The sequence below is a fragment of the Micromonospora sp. NPDC005171 genome, from assembly GCF_040608575.1.
Classification (GTDB): Bacteria; Actinomycetota; Actinomycetes; order Mycobacteriales; family Micromonosporaceae; genus Micromonospora.
On sequence record NZ_JBEXIM010000008.1, the window covers coordinates 152596 to 168592 of the forward strand.

The following is a 15997-nucleotide window of genomic DNA, read 5'->3' on the forward strand; positions in this document are numbered from 1 at the left end:
CCCGGCTCCCCGGCGTCTCCAGAAAGCGAGCGTGCGCATGGTTTCCGAAGCCGTGTCGATCGTGTTCGGCGGCCTGGTGCCGGGGTTCCTGTTCGGGCTCCTCGCCTTCCGGGTCAAGACACGATGGTGCCCGCGCTGCGGGGAGTCCACCGACGCCATCCAGCCGTCGCCGGAGCGGAAGTGATGACCGAGCCGGGCCGCCGCAACGGCAACGAGCCGCCAATCGGACGGCGGATGGCAGAGCTGCGGGCACGCCGGGGCATGAGCCAGCAGGTCTTCGCCGACCGGATCCGCAAGTCGAAGAGCTGGGTGGACAAGGTCGAGCGAGGGGTGCGCACCCTCGACCGACTCTCGGTGATCGAGACGGTCGCCGCAGCCCTCGGCGTCGCCCCGGACGTCCTGCTCGCGGGCAAGGCCCCACGCCAGCAACTCCCCGACACCGGCGGCGACGTGGAACGAATCCGCGCGGCGCTGGCCCGCTACGACCTACCCGCCAGCGGCAGGCCAGCGCCGTCGTTGGCCCAGCTCGATGCCCAAGCGGGGTACGCGTGGACGGCATACCGCCACGGCCACCACCCGCAGGTGCTGCGGCTGCTGCCCGACCTGCTCTGCGACAGCCGCGCACAGCCAGGAGACACCGCAGAGCTGCTGGTACGGGTGTACCGGCTCGCCGCCCAGGTGCTGGTCAAGCTCGGTGAGGCCGACCTGGCCTGGCTGGCCGCCGACCGGGCGATGAGCGCCGCCGCCGGTAACCCCTGGCGTGCCGGCCTTGCGGCAATCTCTCTCGCGCAGGCGCTGCGAGCCCTGGGGCGAGGCCGGTTGGCGATGACGGCGGCTGTCGCTGCCGTACACCAATTGGATGTGGAACCGCCCCACGTCCGGGGGCCGGGCGTAACCGGGACCCTGTTGATCGAAGCGGCGCTCGCTGCCGCAGTGTGTGGAGACGCCAACGCGGCAGGCGAACTAACCGAGCGCGCCGCTCGCCTCGCTGGCGGCCAGTCCCAGCACGACTGCGACGGCATCGGGTTCGGTCCGACACCTGTAGACCTCGCCCGCGCACTGATCGCGATGTGGTCGGGCGACCACCAACTGGCCGTGACCATCCACAAGCGGGCCACCAGCGGCAACGCTTGGCACCTCCTCCCCGCCGAACATCGAGCTTCCCACCTGATCGACATCACTCATGCCTATCTGGACCTCGGCGACACGCGCGCCGCCGGCCGGGCGCTGGTCGCCGCCGGCCGGATCGCCACCTGGGAGACACGAATTCGCCCCGTGGCCCGCGCAGCGCTGACCGCCGTGTTCCGTGCCGGACCGGATGCGGCCGACCTGTCCGGCTTGGCCGCCACCCTCGGATTGACGCGATAAGGAACCTTGGCACGTCCGCCGTTCAACGCCGGGTCGCCCTATTCCGAGTCCAACAACTAATACCGCCTAAGCGAGCACATCGCATGTTTCCGAGTGATGTCACCTGCAGCCGCAGCCTCTACACGGACCATCGCTTCGGGGGTGTGTAGGCGAGTAGATCTCCCGCCACCTGGCGAAAGCGCGGAAGAAGGACCATTTCCGACCCTAAGCGCTCCTCAAACCCGGTATACGCCGCCGGTCCAGCCCGGAGCGGGCAAGATTAGTCGTCCGATTTCCAGCCACTAAGATACTTGTCTGCCAGCTCCACAACCTCAGCGAGCGCCGCATCACCGGCAGCTTGACCCTTCAGCAATTCCACAGCCCGCCTCAACTTCTCCTCGCCGCCGTACACATTTAGGAGTGTGTCCCAATGAAGGCGAGCTTCCCTGACCACCGCGCGGTCCCCCATCGTCTGCATCACCCTTTCGGTCCGAGCCAACAGGAGAAGTTTCGCGTTCAAGGCAACGTGGTCCACTTCGGCTAGCGCCCGGCGCTTGCCGCTCTTACGCTGCGCCCATGCCAGAAGCCTGAGCAGGTCCCATTCTTCAAGAAGGGAGTCGGTTGTGCTTTGGTCCACCGCGTCGCAAACAGCCGCCTCCAATTCGGCAATAAAGGATTTTGAAGCGAGCTGACCCCGGACACTATCCTTCGAACTCACCAGGTCAACGAGCTGCAGCCGGGAAGAGAGACTGGTAATCCCTGGAAGAATATTAGCAACTACTTCACCCACAGCATCTTGGTCGGGCAAGCGACGCAACAATCGCCGAATAGTGGCTGAGACTACAGTACGGGGTTCAACAACAAACAGCCCACCACGGCCGCTGGGCGGCATTTTCGGAAGCAGATTAAGCAGAACAACGGTGGCGACAGGAACGGCCTCAACCGGGAAGTCCTCCTCGTAAACGCGAAGGGCAGCGACCACATCCTCGAGGTGACCCTCATCCAATGAGTTCAGGAAGTCCTCAAGGCCACTGCGATCGGCGAGGAGGGAAAAAGCTCGCTCGGCATCAGCAAAGGCATGAATTCCTGCATTCCAGTGTCTTTCCAAGTAGAAATTGAGCACATCGAGGTGCGCTACACGCCTCGCCCTCAACCAAATGGCCAGCCATTCAGAGCCGTTATGAGGACCCTCAACACGATGAAGGCTGGCCGGGAAAAGCCGTTCGATTATCGACCGGACGATCTCCCGATTCTCGCCAGCCACCTCAAGCAGCCCCTCTACTAGCCGTTGGAATTCGGACTCGTGCGAATCCCTAGCGCCGGACGGAGACGGTGCAGTGAGTGCCCTGCGAGCAGCCGCGATGGCCGCGAAGACATCAGGCATGAAAATCCGCACCGCTTCGAGCCCTAGGACATCCACAGCCTCAATTTGGTCACCTAGAGCGTCCAGTGTGCCCCGGACGGCCGCGCCGTACTGACGCACACCCCGCATACTGACAACCAAGGGGTAGATGACCTCTGCGAGAACATCAGGCCAGCGACTTCTGTCGAATTGCTTGACCTCCACATCGTCTAAGGCGTCTTGTAGAGCCCGACCTAACTGGTTCAGCAATAACGTGCCAGGCACCGAAGGGAGATCGATAGGAAGTTGGACTATCTTCTCAATATATGCTCGACCTTCCACGCCGGACCGGTCAAGGCTCCGCTCCACCTGAGGGCGGTCGAATATGAGCACGTAGACAACGTTCGGGAAGCTGGCAGTTAAGCGCACCAACTTGAAGACGTCCCTGACTTCCTCTGGGAGCAGTCGGTCGATGTCATCGATCATAACTATTAGCGGGGTTTCGAGGGCGGCCAACTTATCTGAGAGAGCATCCCGAACTTCCGTGGCTGTCCGTCTATTGCTAAACTTTGCGACGGCGCCTGCGGCGTTGGCAATCCGCCCGATCCACGGACCAGCAACAGGAACCGAAGAAAATGGGCTTAGCAGCTGACCGTACGTCTCAATCTCTGAGGAAATAGCAGCAAGCCGCCCTTCCTTGAGGCGAAGCTGCCCGGCAATCTCCCGAAAAAAGATCTCCACTAGCTGCTCGGCGCCCGAGAACATCCACGGGTTAAACTCAAGCACTGGAACGACGGGGTCTTCTTCAAGTCGCCTGCGCGTGAGGTTGATTAGTGATGTCTTACCGGACCCCCATGGGCCCATTACCGCAACAACATAGCCGTTTGGGGCTTGTATGGCACGAAGCTGCTTCGCCAGACTTGCAGCGACCGGCACTCGACTCAGCAGGTCTTCTGCGTCCATACCAATCGGATCATCTCGTGCACTATCGTGACTAATGGTCCACTTTAAGCGCCGGGCTTGAAGACGCTCCATCTTGGCTCGGCGCAGCAGCAAGATTCCGCCGGCGGCAATTCCTGTGCCGCCGAGGACTAGAACCAGCGCAAGCCATCGCCAGTCTTGACCTAGATCTGGGAGCTGCCACAGCGGCCAAAGGATGTACTCCCAAGCCCTAGTCCAAAGGATGACGCCGGATGCAACGGCGACACCACCGCCGATGTTCAGGGTTATGCCCGTGCGCCGCTTGCTCATCACGGAGGCAGCTTTCCCCAGTAAGGTGCTCGCCGCAAGAGCGGGTGACCTCAGCAGTCACACCCGGGGGGCACGCTGAGGAAGCCTGCGCACGAGGAGCAGGTTTCGACGCATCCGCTGATCAGACTCTGCGAGCCAGGCGGGATATACCCCTCCCCGCCATGTCCCAGACGCCAGACAACTGTCCGCAAATCGAGATCAGCGACGATGAGCTCCGTTGTCGAGTAGTGCCGAGGTGCGCCTGTTTGTAGCAACACCGAAGCGCGCGACCGTCTGGCTGAACCGCCGAGGCGGCAGTGTCAGGGACGGACGGTTTACTACTCCCGGGGACCGGTAAGAACCCGTAGCCGTCGGTCAAGGTTGGAGATCCCCGGTACCGACGTACGAACCTCGCGGCCCGCCAGTGGACGGTTCGGATGCCGCCGCATCCGGTTCCACGTTTGCCCAGCTCAGAGGCGTTTGGTGGGGCGGGCGGGACTCGAACCCGCGACCGAGGGATTATGAGTCCCCTGCTCTAACCGGCTGAGCTACCGCCCCGAACACCGCGCCGGATCTTATCCCGCTCGGCGATCAGCAGCCAGCACCGAGCCGGCCGGCGCCCACGCCTGCACCAGCACGATGGGCAACAGGAATATAACAGCGCGCTCGGGTACGCCTGTCAGCCGGCGCGCAGCTCGTCCAGCACGGCGCCGGCGGCGCGCCAGCCGCTGGTGAGAGCGCCCTGGATCGATGGGCTGTCCCGGTGGTCACCGGCCACGAAGAGCCCCTTCCCCAATGCCACCGGCTTGCGCAGCCGTCCCTGTGGTGGCGGCGCGGCGGGTAGCGCCTCGGGGATGGCCACTGTGGTGAGGTGGGTCCAGTCGGCGGTGGAGCGGCCGTACAGCCGGGTCAACTCGGTCCGGATGGACGGCTCGGGTGGGGCCGTCGGGCCGACCACCGAGGTGGCGATCAGGTGCCGTCCGGCGGGCGCGTATGTCGCGGCGGCGTTGCTGAGCACCACCGTGTTGGCGACGAGTTCGCGTCGGTCGCCGTCGACGAGCAGGATCGCCTCGGTGAGCGGCGGCTCGGGGGCGCTGTGGTAGTAGGTGGTGTAGCTGTGCATGCGTACCATCGCCAGGGCCGGCAGGAGCGCGGACGCGGCGGGCGGGTCGACGGCGACCACGACGGCCCGGCAGCGGATGTCGCCGGCCTGGGTGCGGACCCGGCCCGGGGTGACCTCGGCGACCGGGGTGTCCAGGTCGAGCAGGTCGGCGGGCAGCGGCGCGGCGATGGCCCGGGGCAGCGCGGCCATGCCTTCGGCGGGCAGGCCGATCCGGCCGCGGGCGAAGGAGCGCAGCACCATCGCCAGTACGTGACTGGAGGTGGAGAGTTCCCGGTCGATGAACACACCGGACAGGAATGGTCGCAGCAGCTCCTCGATGATGGCGTCGGAGAGGCCGGCGCGGCGCAGCGCGGTCTCGGTGCTGGTTTCCGGCGCGGCGAGCAGCCGGGATGTGGGCAGGGTGGCGCAGCCGGTGGCGAGCGCGGCGAAGCGCAGCCGGTCGAGCAGGGAGCCGACCCCGGCGAGCGCGGTACCGGGCCCGCCGGTCGGCTCGCGCAGCGGGTTGACCAATCGCAGCAGGTTGTCGCCCTTGCGGACCAGCACGCCGGAGGTGAAGTACCCGAGGTTGAGCTGGTCGGTGTCGAGCAGCGTCCCGAGCCGGGGGTAGGCGGTGTTGAGCACCTGGAAGCCCCGGTCGATGAGGTGACCGTCGACCACGTCGGTGGCGACCCGGCCGCCGAGCCGGCCCTCGGCCTCCACCAGCCGCCAGGGCATGCCGGCGCGGTGCAGCCGGCGGGCGGCGGCGAGGCCGGCCAGGCCGCCGCCGACGATGACCACATCGGTCTCAGCCAGCACCGCGCGCCTCCCGCTCACCGTTCGCCCGGGACAACCGGCCCGGCCACCAGATCTTCGGCCCGATGTCGTACGCGAGTGCGGGCACCAGCAGCGACCGGACGATGATGGTGTCGATCAGTACCCCGACCGCGACCGCCGTACCCAACTCGACGAGTACCACAAGTGGCAGGACGGCGAGGGCGGAGAACGTCGCGGCGAGCACGATGCCGGCGGAGGTGATCACCCCGCCGGTGACGGCGAGGCCGGCGAGCACCCCGGCGCGGGTGCCGCGCTTGACCGATTCTTCGCGGACCCGGCTCATCAGGAAGATGTTGTAGTCGATGCCGAGCGCGACCAGGAAGACGAACGCGAACAGCGGGAACGACGAGTCCACGCCGGGAAAGTCGAAGACGTGGCGGAACAGCAGCGCGCAGAGGCCGAGGGTCGCCGCGAAGCTGAGCAGCACGGTGGCGATCAGCAGCACCGGGGCGAGCAGGGCGCGCAGCAGGAGCGCCAGGATGACCGCGATGACCACCAGCACCACCGGGATGATGACGTTCTGGTCGCGCTTCGCGGCGTCCGAGGTGTCCACGTTGATCGCGGTGAAGCCGCCGACCACCGCGTCCGCGCCCGGCACCTGGTGTACGGCCACCCGCAGCTCGCGGATGGTCCGCTCGGCGCCGTCGCTGTCGGGCGGGTCGGTCAGGGTCGCGTCCAGCTGCACCCGCCCGTCGACGACCTTGGGGGTGGCGTTCTCCTGGGGCGGGCCGGTCTGTGGGCCGGCCGTGAGCGGACGGACGTCGGCGACGCCGGGCACGCCGGTCGCCACCTGGGCGACCTGTCGGGCGGTCTGTTCGGTGGTGAAGATGGTGGCCGGGCTGCCGGTGCCGGCCGGGTAGTGCCGGGCGATCACCTCCTGGCCGTCGACCGAGTCGGTGCGCTGGGTGAACAGGTCGGACTGGCCGAGGGTGGTGGCGCCGAGCTGGGTGAGGCCGAGGGTCAGCAGGGCCAGCACGACGGCGGTGGTCAGCCAGATCGGGCGGGCGTGCCGGGCCACGAAGCCGGCAACGCGGCTCCAGATGCCGTGTTCGGCCCGCGGGTCGGCCTGGTCGGCTCGTGGGCGTCGGGGCCAGAACGCCCACCGGCCGCCGAGCACCAGCAGCGCCGGCAGGAAGGTGAGCATCACCAGCAGGGTGGCGGCGATGCCGATGGCGGCGACCGGGCCGAGCGCCCGGTTGGAGTTGAGGCTGGACAGCAGCAGGCAGAGCAGGCTGACGATGACAGTGCCGCCGGACGCGATGATGGCCGGCGCGGCGCCCTTCCAGGCGGTCTTCATGGCGTCCCAGGGGCGGTCGTGCCGGTGCAGCTCCTCCCGGTAGCGGGCGATCAGCAGCAGCGCGTAGTCGGTGCCGGCGCCGAAGACCAGCACTGTGAGGATGCCCTGGGCCTGCCCGTTGAGCTTGACCACGTCCGCGTCGGCGAGCAGGTAGACGAAGACCGAGGCGAGGGCGTACGACATCCCGGCGGCGAGCAGCGGAAAGATCCACAGGACCGGGCTGCGGTAGACGATCAGCAGGATGACCAGCACCACGACCAGGGTGACCAGCAGCAGTGGCCCGTCGATGGCGGAGAAGACCTCGATCAGGTCGGCGAGCAGGCCGGCGGGCCCGGAGACGTCCACGGTGAGTCCGTCCCGGTCACCGCCGGTGATGTCGCGGAGCTGCTCGACGACCGCGCCGATCTCCTCGCCCTCGGCGTCGTCCACAGGCACGACGACCTGGAGGGCCTGGCCGTCGTCGCTCGGGATGGGTGGGGGCAGCGGGGTGACCACGCCGGGGACCTGGGCGAACCGGGTGGCGTCGACGCTCACCCGTTGCCGGTCCGCGTCCGTGATCCCGGCGGCCCGCTCGTAGACGACCAGCGCCGGGATGGTCTGCCGGTCGACGAACTCGCCGGCGAGGTCCTGGGCGCGGGTCGCCTCGGCGTCGGTGGGCAGGAAGGCGGCGTTGTCGTTGGTGGCGACCTCGCTGAGGCGCCCCGCGTAGGGGCCGGCCACGCCGCCGATCACCAACCAGGCCAGCACGACCGCCACCGCGATCAGCGTGGCCCTGCCGCCTCGTCCGGACATCCACACTCACCCCAAGGATCGACGCATCAATCGACGCAGCGGGAGCCTCAGTCGACATCGACCATCCTGCCGGGCAAGCAGGTCGACTGTGGGTGAAACCGGATCACACACGAAAACGCCCGCCGGCCGGTGGGCTGACGGGCGTGCGTGGGAAAGCTCCCCCGATTGGACTCGAACCAATAACCTGCCGGTTAACAGCCGGCTGCTCTGCCAATTGAGCTACAGGGGACCGTGCACCGCGCGACTTCGGATCTCCCCGACGCCGTGCGACGGGACAAGAGTACCTGACATCCCCCGGTGGTGGTCCAGTGGGTTCCCTCCCCGCCGCCGCATTGACAATCGGGATAAATCGCCATCCCGGCACAAGCAGGCTTGAGCGGAGAGCAGGATGGGTAGTTAGCTGCGGACAGAGGACGCAGGCGCGAACAGGTCGCCTTCCGACGGGGCAACTCGCCGGGGTGACGGCGCGTCAGGTACGGAAGGAGCCGCCATGCGCGGAAAGATCATGTTTCTTGGCGGGCTGGCTGCGGGATTCGTCCTGGGCGCCCGTGCCGGCCGGGAAAAGTACGAAGAGCTCGTGGTCCGGGGCCGCAAGGTGCTCGACCACCCGACCGTCCAGGAGGCGGCAGGGGTCGCGCAGGCCCAGGCCAACAAGCTCTACAGCGAGGGCAAAGACAAGCTCGGCCAGACCAAACTGGGCGAGAAGCTGGGTACCGGTAACGGCAGCACCGGCAAGCAGGAGCTGACCGCAGCCGACGACGCGTTCGCCGGCACGCCCGCCACCGTGGGCGCCAAGTCGAGCACCAGCACGGTCGGCACGACCTCCGGGTCGCCGTCGTCCACGAACCCCCGCACCAAGCCGTCCGGCTCGGGCACGAACGCCAGCACGCTCTGACCAATCGCACGTCGACGGGCCGGTCGCCGCAGGGCGACCGGCCCGTGGTCTGTCCGACGTGCGGTCAGTCCTTGCTGCTGAACGCCGCGTCGAAGGCGGCACTCGGGGCGTCGAAGGCGAGCCGGCGGACGAACTGCAACGCCTCCGGGGCACCGACCAGCCGGTCCATGCCGGCGTCCTCCCACTCGACCGAGATCGGGCCGGTGTAGCCGATCGCGTTCAACGCGCGGAAGCAGTCCTCCCAGGGCACGTCGCCGTGGCCGGTGGAGACGAAGTCCCACCCGCGCCGCAGGTCGGCCCAGGGCAGGTGCGAGGCGAGTCGGCCACGCCGGCCGTCGCCGGTGCGCACCTTCGCGTCCTTGCAGTCCACGTGGTAGATCCGGTCGGCGAAGTCGAAGATGAAGTTCACCGGGTCCAGCTCCTGCCAGACGAAGTGCGACGGGTCCCAGTTCAGCCCGAACGCGGGCCGGTTGCCGATCGCCTCCAGCGTCCGCTTCGTCGTCCAGTAGTCGTACGCGATCTCACTGGGGTGCACCTCGTGCGCGAACCGCACCCCCACCTCGTCGAACACGTCGAGGATGGGGTTCCACCGGTCGGCGAAGTCCTGGTAGCCGCGCTCGATCATCGACGGTGGCACCGGCGGGAACATCGCGAGGGTGTGCCAGATCGACGAACCGGTGAAGCCGACGACCGTCTTCACCCCGAGCTTCGCCGCCGCCCGCGCGGTGTCCTTGATCTCCTCGGCGGCCCGCTGGCGGACCCCCTCGGGCTCCCCGTCGCCCCAGATGCGGCCGGGCAGGATGTCCTGGTGCCGCTCGTCGATCGGGTGGTCGCAGACCGCCTGACCAACCAGGTGGTTGGAGATCGTGAAGACCTCAAGGTTGTGCTTCGCGAGGGTCTCCCGCTTGCGCTCGACGTACGAGTCGTCGGCGAGCGCCTTGTCGACCTCGAAGTGGTCGCCCCAGCAGGCGATCTCCAGACCGTCGTAGCCCCACTCGGAGGCGAGCCGGCAGACCTCCTCGAACGGAAGGTCGGCCCACTGGCCGGTGAAGAGCGTGATGGGTCGCGCCATTGTCCTTCTCCCCTGATGTGATGGGGATTCCTTGTGCGGACCGGGGCGAGGGTGACCGGACGTAACGCGGCACCCGGGCGGTCACCGGTGGGTGCGGAACACACCTGAGCCCGGCGGGTTGCGCCTCCCACCGGGTCACCGGCCACCAGCACGGTCGCCGCCCCCCAGCCTATTTCCGCAGTGCCCCATCGGGGAAGCCCTGGCGTCGGCTGATCATCCGACCATTTCCTCGGGCGCGGGCAGCACCGCCCGAACGGTGAAGCCGCCACCGGCGCGCGGGCCGGCGGAGAACGTGCCGCCGAGCCGCTCGGCGCGCCTGCGTACCCCGAGCAGACCCCGACCGGCGGCCTGGGTGCCGCCGCCGGACGGAGCGGGACCGGTGCCCTCGTCGCGGACCTCGATGGTGATGCCGGCGGCGTCGTAGCGCAGGCGGACCCCGACCGGAGCGCCCGGCGCGTGCCGGCACGCGTTGGTCAGCGCTTCCTCGATGATCCGGTACGCCACCACGTCGACCGGGCCGGGCAGCGGCCGGGGTTGCCCGGCCATGCTCCACCGCACCGGTTGACCGGCGGTGAAGCCCTCCACCAACGCGTCGAGACGGTTCAGGCTGGGCGCCGGCTCGGACGGGTCGTCGGGCTCATCCACCCGGCCCAGCGCACCGAGCAGCTGATGGCCTCGCGCCAGCACCGTCCCACGCCACTGCGCGAACAACCCCATGCAGGTCAAGGTACGGCAGCAAGCTGTGCGCCACCCTCCGGCGTCCCCACCCCCCACCGGCCACAGGCATAACGCTCGCGGGCGACACGTTGCCGGAGACTGGGCCGGAGGGGCCGCGACTCAGGTCGCGGCCCCTCCGGGTTCAGTCGGTCAGGGCAGGATCCACTTCTGGTTGGCCGCGTTGAGGCAGGTCCAGAGGTGCACGACGGTGCTGTCGGCGGAGTTGTTGCCGGAGACGTCCAGGCACTTGCCCGACGACGGGTTGCGCAGGGTGCCGTCGGACTGGGCCGCCCAGTTCTGCGCGCCGCTGCCGTTGCAGGTCCAGAGCTGGATCTTGGTGCCGTCGGCGGTGCCGCTGCCGTTGACGTCCAGGCACTTGCCGAGCGCCTTGATCGTCGAGTTCGGCGTCACGGTCCAGGTCTGCGCGGCGCTGCTGTTGCAGGTGTAGATCTGGATCTGGGTGCCGTCGGCGGTGCCGGCGTTACGCACATCCAGGCACTTGCCGGCGAGACCCTTGATCGGGCCGACTCCGGTGCCGCCGCCGCTGCCCTTGACCAGTGTGAAGTCGTCCAGGTCGAAGAGCCCCGTGCCGTTACCGGTGAAGGTGAGGTAGAGGTTCTGGGAGCTGGACGGGACGTTGGACAGTGCGGTGGAGACGTTGGCGAAGGTCGTCCAACTGCCGGTGTTGGGGACGGCGACGGTGCCGAGCACCGGGCCGGTGGCCGAACCGGTGCGCACCTGGATGTTGCCACCCGCGCCGCCGGAGACGACCCGGGCCGTGAACGAGGTGACTCCGGTCAGGTTGACCCCGTTGTACGCTGCCCAGTCACCCGGGTCGATGTAGCCGACGGTCTGCCCACCGTTGGCGCCCGCCTTGGTGAACGCGGAGACGCCGTTGGCCGAGCTGAACGCCTCGGCCTGGATCGTGCCGGTGGGCGGTGGCGTGGTGCCCAACTCCTTGATCCGGATGTTGCGGAACGAGGCGTCGTCACCGGTGCCGTGGTTCTGGATGCCGATGTGACCGGCCAGCGAGCGGACCGGGTTGGTGTTGGTGAAGTCGTTGATCTTCACCCCGTTGAGGAAGATCTGCAGCCGCTCGCCCTCGACCAGCAGCTCGTAGGTGTTCCACTCCCCCGGCGCGTTCAGCGCCGCGTCGCGAGCGGCGATGTCGGCGGACTTGAAGGTGTAGACCGCGCCGGTGGTGCGGTCGGTCGCGTCGGTGGCGTCGATCTGGATCTCGTAACCGTTGTCGACCGCCGACCACGGGTCACTCGACGGTGGGAACCCGATGAAGATGCCGGAGTTGTCGTCGCCGGCCAGCTTCCAGTCCAGCTTCAGTGAGTAGTTGGTGAACTGCTTGGCGTTGTACCAGTACAGCCCCATGCCGCCGACCGAGGTCAGTGTGGCGTCGGAGTTGGTGAAGCTGCCCGGGCCGGCCTGTGACCAACCGGCCGTCGAGCCGTTGAACAGCGGGGTGTAGCCGGTCTCGGGCCGGCAGTCGGCCTTGCTTCGACCAGAGGCGTACCGGATGCCGCCGAGCAGGTGGTTCCGGAAGTTCGGCTCCGCGTACGACGCCTGGGTGTGCCCCGCGCCGGTGTAGAAGGACCGGCCGCCGCTGTAGCTCTTGCACCAGCTCAGCGGGTGGTCGGCGCCCATGCCGCCGCCGGAGTACGACGACTCGTCCAGGGTGGCCAGCACGTGCGCTGTCGACCGGGCGTTGGTGCGGTAGTTGTACCACTCGTCGGTGCGGGTCCAGGTCTGCGGCAGGTGAGCGGTGGCCGCGTGGCCGCGGTCCTCCACCTTCATGTTGGCTTGCTGGATGGCGGGGTGCGAGGCGAACCACGCGCCGACGAGGTTGCCGTAGAACGGCCAGTCGTACTCGGTGTCGGCTGCGGCGTGCACACCCACGTACCCGCGGCCGGAGCCGATGTACGACTCGAAGGCGGTCTGCTGGCTGGCGTTGAGCACGTCGCCTGTGGTGTTGAGGAAGACGACAGCTTCGTACTGGTTGAGGTTGCTGGTGGTGAACGCGGCGGCGTCCTCGGTCGCGGTGACTGTGAAGTTGTTCGCCGCACCCAGGTCGCGGATGGTCTGGATGCCGACCGGGATGGCGTCGTGCCGGAACCCGGCGGTCTTGGAGAAGACCAACACGTCGTACGGGGCGTCGGCAGCGCTGGCCGGGGTGGCCGGGGTGGTGCAGGCGATGACGGCCAGTGCGGCCATTGCCGCACCGAGGACGGGTCGCAGGCGTCTGCGCATATCGCTCTCCTAATTGCGGTTAGGAGGGGCCCCTCGCACCACACTAGGCGTTGTCGAAGGGCCCCTCCCGCCAGCTCAGGGCAGGGTCCACTTTTGGTTGGCGGCGGCGGTGCAGGTCCACAGGTGGACCACCGTGCTGTCAGCGGAGCTGTTGCCGGAGACGTCGAGGCACTTGCCCGACGACGTGTTGCGGACGGTGCCGTCGGCCTGGGCGGCCCAGTTCTGCGCGGCGGTCCCGTTGCAGGTCCAGAGCTGGATCTTGGTGCCGTCGGCGGTGGCACCACCCGAGACGTCCAGGCACTTGCCCAACGACTTGATCGTGGAGTTGGGAGTCACCGCCCAGGTCTGCGCGGCGCTGCCGTTGCAGGTGTAGATCTGGATCTGCGTGCCGTCGGCCGTGGCGGCGTTGCGCACGTCGAGGCACTTGCCGCCGAGGCCCTGGATCGGCCCGGTACCACCGGCCGGGGGCGTCCCGGTGACGAAGGTGAAGGCGTCCAGGTCGTAGAGCGCCCCGGTGCCCGACCCGGCGAAGGTCAGGTAGAGCGTGGTCGTGCCGGTCGGCGGGTTGGTGATCGTCCCGGTGACAGTGGTGAAGGTTTCCCAGCCGCCGGTAACCGGGACGGTGGCCGAGCCGAGCACCGTGCCGGTGGCCGAGCCGGCCCGGACCTGGAGGGTGCCGCCGGCGCCCGCCGAGGAGACCCGGGCGTTGAACGAGGTCACGTTGCCCAGCCGGTACGGCTGGAACGCGATCCAGTCGCCGTTGTTGATGTCACCGACGGTCTTGCCACCCTCGGCCGGGGTCTTGCTGAACACGTTGATCCCGGACGAGGTGCCGTAGAACTCGGCCTGGCGGTGCCGTGGCGGCAGCGTGTGCTGGGTGTGCGTGGTCAGTCCACCGGCGTCGGTGTACTCGGCGTCGAAGATCGCGAAGATGTTCGCCGCGTCGTCGTGCTCACCGTCGACCGGGATGGTGATCGAGCCCGAGCAACCGGTCTTCGAGGTGATCTGGTGGCCGTGCTGGTCGTGCCCGAGCACATAGGTCATCTTGACCTTCGTGCAGTCGATGGTGCCGTCCTCCGGGTCGGTCACCGTGATGCTGTACGGCACCGTGTCGCCGAAGCTGAACAGCTGACCGTTGCCCGGGTTGTTGATCGTGACGGTGGGCGCGGTGTTGCCGACGCTGATCTGCACGCTGCTGCTGCCGGTGGCGCCCTGCGGGTCCCGCACCGTCAGCGTGGCGGTGTAGGTGCCGTTGGCGCTGTAGGTCTTCGTCGGGTTGGCGGCGGTCGAGGTGGTCCCGTCACCGAACGCCCACGAGTAGGTCAACGCGCCACCCTCGGGGTCGGACGAGCCGGCCGAGGAGAAGGTCACCGCGAGCGGGGCCGCCCCGGAGGTGCGGTTGGCGCTGGCTTTCGCGGTGGGTGCCCGGTTGCCGCCGCCGACGTAGTCGAAGCGGTAGAGCGCCGAGTTGGCGTCACCGTTGAAGTAACCGGTGCCGTAGTCGAGCACGTAGTACGCGCCGTCCGGGCCGAACGCCGAGTCCATCACCTGCTTGCCGACCCAGGGGAAGGTGTCGATGGTGCCCCGGGAGCCGTCGGAGTTGACGTGGATCGGCTTGATCCAGCCTCGGCCGAACTCGGTGGCGAAGAACTGCCCGTCGAACGACTGCGGGAACTTGGTGGTGGAGGTCGACGAGGCGTTGTACCGGTAGACCGGGCCGCCCATCGGCGACTCGGAGCCGCCGCCGAACTCGGTCGGGGTGCCGGCGTCGCCGGCGTACCGGATCCACGCCGGCTGGGCCGGCGGCAGGGTGGTCAGGCCGGTGTTGCGGAACGAGTTGTTGGTGGGCCCGCCGGTGCAGTTGTACTTCGCGCCGCTGGCGCTGGTCGCGAAGTCGAACTCGTTGTACGTCTCGGTGGTGGTGTTGGTGCCGGTGCAGTACGGCCAGCCGTAGTTGCCCGGCGCGGCGATCCGGTTGAACTCCACCTGGCCGGACGGCCCGCGGGTGGAGCTGGTGGAGCCGGCGTCCGGCCCGTAGTCACCGACGTACACCACACCGGTGGCCTTGTCCACGCTGATCCGGAACGGGTTGCGGAACCCCATCGCGTAGATCTCCGGCCGGGTCTTGGCCGTGCCGGGGGCGAACAGGTTGCCCGACGGGATGGAGTACGTGCCGTTGGCGTTCACCTTGATCCGCAGGATCTTGCCGCGCAGGTCGTTGGTGTTGCCGGCGCTGCGCTGCGCGTCGTACGCGGGGTTGCGGTTGGTCCGCTCGTCCAGCGGCGAGTAGCCGGAGGACTCGAACGGGTTGGTGTCGTCGCCGGTGGACAGGTAGAGGTTGCCGGCGGCGTCGAAGTCGATGTCCCCACCGACGTGGCAGCACAGGCCCCGGTTGGCCGGGACGTCGAGCACGTCGACCTTGCTGGACTGGTTGAGCGTGAAGTCCGAGTTGAGGGTGAACCGGGAGAGCCGGTTGACGCCGTTCCAGGCCGAGAAGTCGGTGCCGGTGGCCGGCGCGTCGCCGCTGGGGGTGGAGAGCGGCGGCGCGTAGTAGAGGTAGATGTAGCGGTTGGAGGCGAAGCCCGGGTCGACCCCGACGCCCTGCAACCCCTCCTCGTCGTGCGTGTAGACCGACAGGGTGCCGATCACGCTGGTGGTGCCGTTGGCGTCGGTGCGGCGCAGGGTGCCGTTGCGGGCCGTGTGCAGGACCGAGCGGTCCGGAAGCACCGCCAGCGACATCGGCTCACCCATGTCGGTCACGCCGCGGGCCAGCTCAACCTGCTGGAAGTCGCTGGCGACGATCGTGTGCGCCTGGGCGGGGGCCGAGCCGGCGGCGAGGGTGACAGTGCCGGCGGCGACCGCCAGCAGCAGCGCTGATCCGGCGGAGAACCATCGTCGGGACCGTTGTCTGGGAGCGTCCTTCATGGACATCTGTGCTGTCCCTTCCTGACGTGTGACTGCCAGGCCGGGCGCGCGCCGTCGCGCCGGATGCCGTAGCGGTGGGGGGTCGATGGGTTACCGCGCCGCCGGTTCACCTCGACGAAACATTGTCGTGTTGGTCACGACACTAAGTCGCGGGTGTCGATGTGTCCATACCTTCCGGCGGTTCA

10 protein-coding genes and 2 tRNA genes are annotated in these 15997 nt (G+C 68.2%); 3 read left to right on the forward strand and 9 right to left on the reverse strand.

Annotation, left to right across the window (positions count from 1 at the left end):
- The first annotated feature begins 37 nt into the window (after positions 1–37).
- Both ABZU74_RS14185 and ABZU74_RS14190 read left to right on the forward strand, forming a co-directional pair.
- Positions 38–184, forward strand: coding sequence for a hypothetical protein (locus tag ABZU74_RS14185; RefSeq protein ID WP_355422817.1), 147 nt, complete (start codon positions 38–40; stop codon positions 182–184).
- Complete coding sequence (locus tag ABZU74_RS14190; protein WP_355422820.1) at positions 184–1368, forward strand: helix-turn-helix domain-containing protein; 1185 nt, start codon at positions 184–186, stop codon at positions 1366–1368. Before ABZU74_RS14185 ends, ABZU74_RS14190 begins: the two co-directional genes overlap by 1 nt.
- A 259-nt stretch (positions 1369–1627) precedes the next feature.
- Here the strand turns inward: ABZU74_RS14190 and ABZU74_RS14195 are convergent, their stop codons facing one another.
- The 5 genes from ABZU74_RS14195 to ABZU74_RS14215 form a co-directional block, all read right to left on the reverse strand.
- A complete protein-coding gene (locus tag ABZU74_RS14195; protein WP_355422823.1) occupies positions 1628–3940 on the reverse strand; it encodes a P-loop NTPase fold protein in 2313 nt (770 codons plus the stop codon).
- A 460-nt stretch (positions 3941–4400) separates the two neighbouring features.
- A tRNA-Ile gene (locus ABZU74_RS14200) sits at positions 4401–4477 on the reverse strand.
- Positions 4478–4598: 121 nt separating this feature from the next.
- Positions 4599–5837, reverse strand: a complete 1239-nt coding sequence (locus ABZU74_RS14205; protein WP_355422825.1) for an FAD-dependent oxidoreductase — start codon at positions 5835–5837, stop codon at positions 4599–4601.
- On the reverse strand, positions 5827–7944 hold the full coding sequence (locus ABZU74_RS14210) for an MMPL family transporter (protein WP_355422828.1): 2118 nt from the start codon (positions 7942–7944) through the stop codon (positions 5827–5829). The genes ABZU74_RS14205 and ABZU74_RS14210 overlap by 11 nt, the downstream gene beginning before the upstream one ends.
- 156 nt (positions 7945–8100) lie before the next feature.
- Positions 8101–8173 (reverse strand) — tRNA-Asn (locus ABZU74_RS14215).
- 261 nt (positions 8174–8434) lie between these two features.
- Here ABZU74_RS14215 and ABZU74_RS14220 point away from each other — a divergent pair.
- Positions 8435–8839 (forward strand): hypothetical protein, encoded by a 405-nt coding sequence (locus tag ABZU74_RS14220; RefSeq protein ID WP_355422831.1) that lies wholly within the window; start codon positions 8435–8437, stop codon positions 8837–8839.
- 64 nt (positions 8840–8903) lie between these two features.
- On the opposite strand, the gene ABZU74_RS14225 is transcribed toward ABZU74_RS14220, so the two are convergent.
- The 4 genes from ABZU74_RS14225 to ABZU74_RS14240 all read right to left on the reverse strand — a co-directional run bounded on the left by ABZU74_RS14225 (position 8904) and on the right by ABZU74_RS14240 (position 15818).
- Entirely contained in the window at positions 8904–9911 is a 1008-nt protein-coding gene (locus ABZU74_RS14225; RefSeq protein ID WP_030488695.1) for a sugar phosphate isomerase/epimerase family protein, read from the reverse strand.
- Positions 9912–10124: 213 nt separating this feature from the next.
- Entirely contained in the window at positions 10125–10628 is a 504-nt protein-coding gene (locus ABZU74_RS14230) for an ATP-binding protein (protein ID WP_355422834.1), read from the reverse strand.
- A 150-nt stretch (positions 10629–10778) separates the two neighbouring features.
- A complete protein-coding gene (locus ABZU74_RS14235) occupies positions 10779–12887 on the reverse strand; it encodes a ThuA domain-containing protein (protein WP_355422836.1) in 2109 nt (702 codons plus the stop codon).
- 75 nt (positions 12888–12962) lie between these two features.
- Entirely contained in the window at positions 12963–15818 is a 2856-nt protein-coding gene (locus ABZU74_RS14240) for a PQQ-dependent sugar dehydrogenase (protein WP_355422839.1), read from the reverse strand.
- Between the last annotated feature and the right edge of the window lie 179 nt (positions 15819–15997).

Excerpts from the sequence above, each read along its gene's own strand:
- ABZU74_RS14195 (WP_355422823.1), bottom strand. The coding sequence starts at position 3,940 with ATGAGCAAGCGGCGCACGGGCATAACCCTGAACATCGGCGGTGGTGTC.
- ABZU74_RS14185 (WP_355422817.1), top strand. The coding sequence starts at position 38 with ATGGTTTCCGAAGCCGTGTCGATCGTGTTCGGCGGCCTGGTGCCGGGG.
- ABZU74_RS14230 (WP_355422834.1), bottom strand. The coding sequence starts at position 10,628 with ATGGGGTTGTTCGCGCAGTGGCGTGGGACGGTGCTGGCGCGAGGCCAT.
- ABZU74_RS14190 (WP_355422820.1), top strand. The coding sequence starts at position 184 with ATGACCGAGCCGGGCCGCCGCAACGGCAACGAGCCGCCAATCGGACGG.
- ABZU74_RS14220 (WP_355422831.1), top strand. The coding sequence starts at position 8,435 with ATGCGCGGAAAGATCATGTTTCTTGGCGGGCTGGCTGCGGGATTCGTC.
- ABZU74_RS14240 (WP_355422839.1), bottom strand. The coding sequence starts at position 15,818 with ATGTCCATGAAGGACGCTCCCAGACAACGGTCCCGACGATGGTTCTCC.
- ABZU74_RS14225 (WP_030488695.1), bottom strand. The coding sequence starts at position 9,911 with ATGGCGCGACCCATCACGCTCTTCACCGGCCAGTGGGCCGACCTTCCG.
- ABZU74_RS14210 (WP_355422828.1), bottom strand. The coding sequence starts at position 7,944 with ATGTCCGGACGAGGCGGCAGGGCCACGCTGATCGCGGTGGCGGTCGTG.
- ABZU74_RS14235 (WP_355422836.1), bottom strand. The coding sequence starts at position 12,887 with ATGCGCAGACGCCTGCGACCCGTCCTCGGTGCGGCAATGGCCGCACTG.